A 5,994-nucleotide genomic window follows, 5' to 3' on the forward strand; every position below is an offset into this window, starting at 1 on the left:
GGACAAGTGGGACCATGTTTCCGTTATGGCGCAAGGCGCCAAGAAGAACCGCAAAGCTAACGCCTAGTGAGCTTGGCTACGCCGCGACGGCGGCGTAGCTCCTGCCCTCTGGTTGCCGCACAGCTATGCCGAATAGATCCACTGCTCCGGCACGCGCACCGAGATTTCTTCGCGGACCCTGACCGTTCCGGGCTTCTCGACCCAGGCGACGACGCCGCGCAGCCGTTTCGCGACTTTTGGGAACAACAGCGCGCCGGCTTCGACGTCGGCCATTCCGGCATTCTCGGCGATCGACCGGCCGGCGATGCGGCAAGGTCCGTTCTGTACGTCAATCTTGATGGTGACGCCGCCCTTGAAGAACAGCAGCGTGCCGGCCGGCAGCATCGAGAGGTTCGGCACCCCTTCGATCACAAGATTGGCGCCGATCCACTCCGGCCTGATCTCGGCCAGGCCCATGCGTTGGGCAACAACCGCCAGTTCGTCCGCTGCCACTATGGACAATTGCCGTTCGTTGCGCATTTCGGTGCCGCGCGGATACCAGGGCTCGCGCCCGCCCGCGCGGCGTGTCGGTCCGGCATGAAAATCGCCTGCTATGCCATCGAAATCCAGCAGCAATTCGTCCACCGGGCGCGTCTGAAAATGATCCGCCGGCGCCACGTAAAGCGCTGCCGCCTTGGCGGCAAGCTTTCGCGCGGGGATGATTTCGATCGGCTTTTCAGCCTCGGGGAAGAGATCCAGCATGGCGTTCTTTTCTCTCGTCATCCAGCGAATTAGCCGGGCGGACTTCGCGGCGTCCAGTCGAAAGTGCTGATCGTCCGATCAACGTCACCGATGGGATGGCGATCGCCAGGCGAGTGCCGTTCGCACCAGCCTAACGCAACAAGACGTATTGAGCGCCAAGGTGTATTCCGAGCACAGGAACGGAGCGTACTTTTGGGTACGTGAGTTCAGCCCTACCGCGACGCGGGGAAGCGTAGCCATTCGCCGGGCGGCCTCACCTGAATATCGACATACCTAGAGCATCCGCAACAGCGCACCGCCTATCGAATACCCCGCGCCAAAGGCGCAGATCAGGCCGAAATCGCCAGGCTTCATGTCGGCGTGGTTTTCCGACAGCGCGACGATGGCGCCGGCGCCCGCCGTGTTGCCAAGCCGCTCCAGCACCATCGGCGCGCGGTCGTGGTCGACCTCGTGGCCGAACGACAGTTTCAGGATCATCGCATTCATGCGTGCATTGGCCTGATGCAGCCAGAAGCGCCTGATCGCCTGCGGCGTCAGCCCGTGCTCGGCCAGGAATTCGACGATGAATTTCTGCCCGGCAACGGTGACTTCCTTGAACACCTTGTTGCCGACCTGCTTGATCAGATTGCCTTCCAGATTGATCATGTAAGGATCATCCTGGGCGGTGCGGGTGTGATAGCCCAGATTGGTGCGGATGTTGTTCGACATCTGCGTCCAGACGCGCGTGTCGAGCACTTCGAAGCGCCCCGGCCGCTTGTCGCCCTTGGCCAGCCCTTCGACCACCATCGACACCGAAGCGTCGCCGAAGATGAAATGCGTCTGCCGGTCGCGAAAATTGAGATGGCCGGTGATGATCTCGGGCGTCGTCACCAGAATGCGCTTGTGCGCGCCCGACCGCACCAAATTGACGGCTATGTGCAAGGCGGCCGCCGCCGAAGAACAGCCAAGCCCCATGTCAAAGCCCGCGCCCTTCGTCCCCAGCGCCTCCTGCATTTCGATGGCGATCGCCGGATAGGGCCGCTGGTGATGCGAGGCCGAGCAGATCACCAGGTCTATATCCGACGGCTGCAGCCCGGCATGGTCGAGGGCCTTCTTCGCCGAGGCTATGCCGAACTCGGCCTCCAGCGACAGCGCATCGTCGGGCCGTGCGGGAATGCGCGGCGCCATCCGGGTCGGGTCGAGGATGCCCTCGCGCTCGATCACATGACGGGTGCGCACGCCCGAGGCGTGGACGATGAAGTCGCTGTCCGATTTCGGCAGCGGCGGCTCGCCAGTATCCTGGCGACGCGCGTTTTCCAGGTCGACCCAGGCATTGAAGCTGGCGACCAGTTCTTCATTGGTGATTGTGGGTTCGGGGATCTCAACGCCGATGCCGCTGATGATGACGCGATGCATGTCCAGTCCGTCCCATCCGCAGGCGTTGCGGGCTTCATGTGGGCGCCGGAACGCTCCGGCGCAACAGTTTTCTCACCGAGGCGGTTTACGCCGGCTTAAACCAAAGATCTGGGCCGACTGAAGCCGATCCCTCGACATGGCCACAGCCAAAGCCAAGCGGCCCTAAGGCGCCGCGCGACATGGATAATCAAGCTCGTTTTGCGACAATGAAAATGCGCGGAAAGCGCAAGAGCACCTTGCCATCAGCCGTCTTCTGATAGGCCTTGGCGATCTTGGCCGTGTAACATTCGAGGAACATCGCCCTCTCCTCGGCGTCCAGCGGATCGAGGAACGGCTTCAGGCCCGTCGATTTCACCCATTCGACGATCGCCTGCGCGTCGGCAAGCGGATGGTTGTAGATGGTGTGCCAGATATCAAGCCGGTCGCTGAGCGGCGACAGCAGGTCATAGTAGAACGACACCGGCGGCAACGGCCCGCGTGCCGCGCCCTTGAGCTTTTCGGCAAATGGCATTTCGGCGGCGGTCTCCCGCATCAGGCGGTGGGAGTCCTCGCCCAGATTGTCGGGCATCTGGACGGCAAGCGCACCGCCTGGGGCGAGGAAGCCCATCAGCCGCTGGAACACCGCCGGATGGGTAGGCAGCCATTGGAACACAGCATTGGCGAAAATCACGTCGACCGGCTCCGCCGGCTGCCATTCGGAGGCATCGGCGAGATCAAAGGTGACCTCGGGCAGGCGCGCCCGCGCCTTCTCGATCATGTCGGGCGAAGTGTCGAAGCCGCTCACCTCAGCATCCGGCCAGCGCTCGACAAGCAGTTCGGTCGAGTTGCCAGGCCCGCAGCCGATGTCGACGACCCGGCGCGGGAAGTCCACCGGCACCTGCGCGACCAAATCCCGCGCGGGCCGCGTGCGCTCGTCTTCGAATTTCAGATATTGGGCGGCGGACCAATCAGCCATTTGAGCTCCTCATGCTGGTTGAGATCGCCGCCCTAAAACCCCTTACCGCGTCAGCCTCTTGTAGGTCATGCGGTGCGGGTTGACGGCATCCGGCCCGAGGCGGCGGATCTTGTCCTGCTCGTAATCCTCGAAATTGCCTTCGAACCATTCGACATGGCTGTCGCCCTCGAAGGCGAGGATGTGCGTCGCCAGGCGATCGAGGAACATACGATCGTGCGAGATGATGACGGCGCAGCCGCCGAAGTTTTCCAGCGCGTCTTCGAGTGCGGCCAGCGTTTCCGTATCGAGATCGTTGGTCGGTTCGTCGAGCAGCAGCACATTGCCGCCGGTCTTCAGCATCTTGGCCAGATGCACGCGGTTGCGCTGACCGCCGGACAGATTGCCGACCTTCTGCTGCTGGTCGCCGCCACGGAAGTTGAACGACGCGCAATAGGCACGCGTGTTGGCTTCGAACTTGCCGAGCTTGACCACTTCGGCGCCGCCGGAAATCTCTTCCCACACCGTCTTTGACGGATCGAGCGCATCGCGGCTCTGGTCGACATAGCCGAGCTTGACCGTTTCGCCGACGCGCACAGAACCCGCATCCGGCTTTTCCTGGCCGGTGATCATGCGAAACAGCGTCGTCTTGCCGGCGCCGTTCGGGCCGATGACGCCGACGATGCCGCCGGGCGGCAGCTTGAATTCCAGGCCGTCGATGAGCAGCGTGTCGCCAAAGCCCTTCGACAGGCCTTCCGCCTCGATCACCACATTGCCGAGCCGCTCGCCATGCGGAATGACGATCTGCGTATCGCTCGGACGCCGCTTGTCGGCTGCATCCAAAAGATCCTGGAACGCCTGGATACGCGCCTTGGACTTGGTCTGGCGAGCCTTCGGGCTCGACTGGATCCATTCGCGCTCGCGGCCGATGGCGCGCTGGCGGGCATCGTCCTCGCGGCCTTCCTGCTTGAGGCGCTTGGCCTTGGCTTCGAGGTATTTGGTGTAGTTGCCCTCATAAGGAATGCCGCGGCCGCGATCGAGTTCGAGGATCCAGCCGGTGACATTGTCGAGGAAGTAGCGGTCGTGGGTGATGATCATCACGGCGCCCGGATAGGCACGCAGATGCTTTTCCAGCCACGCCGTGGTCTCGGCGTCGAGATGGTTGGTCGGTTCGTCGAGCAGCAGAAGGTCGGGCTGGCGCAGCAGAAGCTGGCAAAGTGCGACGCGGCGGCGTTCGCCGCCCGAAAGCTTGGTGACTTCCGAATCCTTGGGCGGGCAGCCCAGCGCTTCCATCGCCATCTCGACCTGCTGTTCGAGATCCCAAAGGTTGAGCCGGTCCATTTCGTCCTGGAGCTTGGCCGACTCGTCGGCCGTCTCGTCGGAATAGTTCATCATCAATTCGTTATAGCGTTCGATGACGGCAGTCTTGGCGGCGACACCTTCCATGATATTTTCGAACACGGTCTTGTCCGGATCGAGCGCAGGCTCCTGCGCCAGGTAGCCGACAGTGGCGCCTTCGGCCAGCCAGGCTTCGCCGTTCCACTCCTTGTCGAGCCCGGCCATGATCTTGAGGATCGTCGACTTGCCCGAACCGTTGGGGCCGAGGATGCCGATCTTGGCGTCGGGATAGAAGGAGAGATGGACATTCTCGAGCACCTTCTTGGTGCCATAGGCCTTGTTGAGGCCGGCCATGTGATAGATGAACTGGCGTGCCACGCGCGCTTTCCCTGAAAAACTGACTGGCCCAGAAAACTGACTGGATCTGTCGAATTGAGTGGAGGTTGGCCGCTATGTAGGCGATGCGGCGGCGAACGGCAATCGCTTTTGCCATATCTGCCCGGTCACACGCGGAAGTGTCCGCCAATCGCCGAAGTTTTCCACCAGCACGAAGCGTGCTGAAATCTCCGGTTAACTCTTCGGCGTCAAAACAGGATCGGAGTGGAATCGCTCGCTATTCGCGATTTCGAGAAAGAGATCGGGTCGACGGCATTGCTGAACAGTTTCCTGCTCCTTGCCGAAGCGGTCGTCTACTTCAGCGTCATGGTGACGCTTTTCCGCTTCAGACGGCGTATCGGCCTCGGCGTATTCGTCTGCGCGCTCGGTGTCATGCACTTCCTCGAGACCTATCTCGCCAGCGTCTTTTACGTCGCTCTGCCGTTCGGCATGGTCTCGCCTGGCTCGGCGGTGCTGTTTTCCGGCAAGCTGGTCATGCTTTTGCTGCTCTATATGAAGGAGGACGCTGCAACCGTGCGTCAGCCGATCTACGGCCTGCTGCTCGGCAATGCGCTGATGATCGGGCTGGTGCTGCTGCTGCGCCTGCACGTCATCGCGGCACTTCCCGACGGCAGGCTTCCAGACATCGGCTTCATCGACCAGATGGGTTGGCTGATGGTGTGGGGCACGACGCTGCTGTTCGTCGATGCCATCCTGATCATCCTGCTCTACGAAAAGCTTGGTCGGTATCTTCGCAAGGCGCCGTTCGCGCGCATCCTGATTTCGGTCGCTTGCGTGCGGACCTTCGACCAGGCCGGTTTTTTCACCGCCCTGCATTTCGTTGCCGGCGCGCCGATAGCCGTCTTTTTCGGCGGCTGGTTCGCCAAGATGGCGGCGGCGGTGACCTTCAGCACCATGCTCGTTGCCTATCTCAAATGGTTTGAGGAGCGCCAGGTCACTGCGCCGCGCGGATTGACCGATATCTTCGATACGTTGACCTATCGCGAACGCTACGAGGCGCTGGTCGAACATGTCGGCCGTGACGGGCTGACCGGCCTGCTGCACCGCGGGCGCTTCGACGCCGACGGTGAAGCCGCCGTCCAGGTCAGCCTGCGCACCGCCAGGCCGCTCAGCCTGCTGATCATCGATGTCGATCATTTCAAATCGATCAACGACCGTTTCGGCCATGCCGAAGGCGACAAGGTGTTGAAGGC

General features: G+C 62.0%; 5 protein-coding genes. 1 reads left to right on the forward strand and 4 read right to left on the reverse strand.

Features of this window, described 5'->3' with window-relative positions:
* Positions 1-123: 123 nt before the first annotated feature.
* From EN984_RS19500 to ettA, 4 genes are all read right to left on the reverse strand, one after another.
* Positions 124-741, reverse strand: a complete 618-nt coding sequence (locus tag EN984_RS19500) for an MOSC domain-containing protein (protein ID WP_127271384.1) — start codon at positions 739-741, stop codon at positions 124-126.
* 273 nt (positions 742-1,014) lie between these two features.
* Positions 1,015-2,136 (reverse strand): beta-ketoacyl-ACP synthase III, encoded by a 1,122-nt coding sequence (locus EN984_RS19505; protein ID WP_127272443.1) that lies wholly within the window; start codon positions 2,134-2,136, stop codon positions 1,015-1,017.
* Positions 2,137-2,323: 187 nt separating this feature from the next.
* Positions 2,324-3,091 (reverse strand): trans-aconitate 2-methyltransferase, encoded by a 768-nt coding sequence (tam, locus tag EN984_RS19510; protein ID WP_127271532.1) that lies wholly within the window; start codon positions 3,089-3,091, stop codon positions 2,324-2,326.
* A 42-nt stretch (positions 3,092-3,133) separates the two neighbouring features.
* Positions 3,134-4,783, reverse strand: a complete 1,650-nt coding sequence (ettA, locus tag EN984_RS19515) for an energy-dependent translational throttle protein EttA (RefSeq protein ID WP_027034974.1) — start codon at positions 4,781-4,783, stop codon at positions 3,134-3,136.
* A 273-nt stretch (positions 4,784-5,056) separates the two neighbouring features.
* Between ettA and EN984_RS19520 the strand changes: the two genes are divergently transcribed.
* Positions 5,057-5,994 (forward strand): GGDEF domain-containing protein (locus EN984_RS19520; protein ID WP_164765536.1); only part of this gene is annotated, 938 nt, incomplete at its 3' end.

Source organism: Mesorhizobium sp. M7A.F.Ca.CA.004.12.1.1, from assembly GCF_003997835.1.
GTDB lineage: Bacteria > Pseudomonadota > Alphaproteobacteria > Rhizobiales > Rhizobiaceae > Mesorhizobium.

Coding starts and splice junctions, on each gene's coding strand:
- tam (WP_127271532.1), bottom strand. CDS start 3,091: ATGGCTGATTGGTCCGCCGCCCAATATCTGAAATTCGAAGACGAGCGC.
- EN984_RS19500 (WP_127271384.1), bottom strand. CDS start 741: ATGCTGGATCTCTTCCCCGAGGCTGAAAAGCCGATCGAAATCATCCCC.
- EN984_RS19505 (WP_127272443.1), bottom strand. CDS start 2,136: ATGCATCGCGTCATCATCAGCGGCATCGGCGTTGAGATCCCCGAACCC.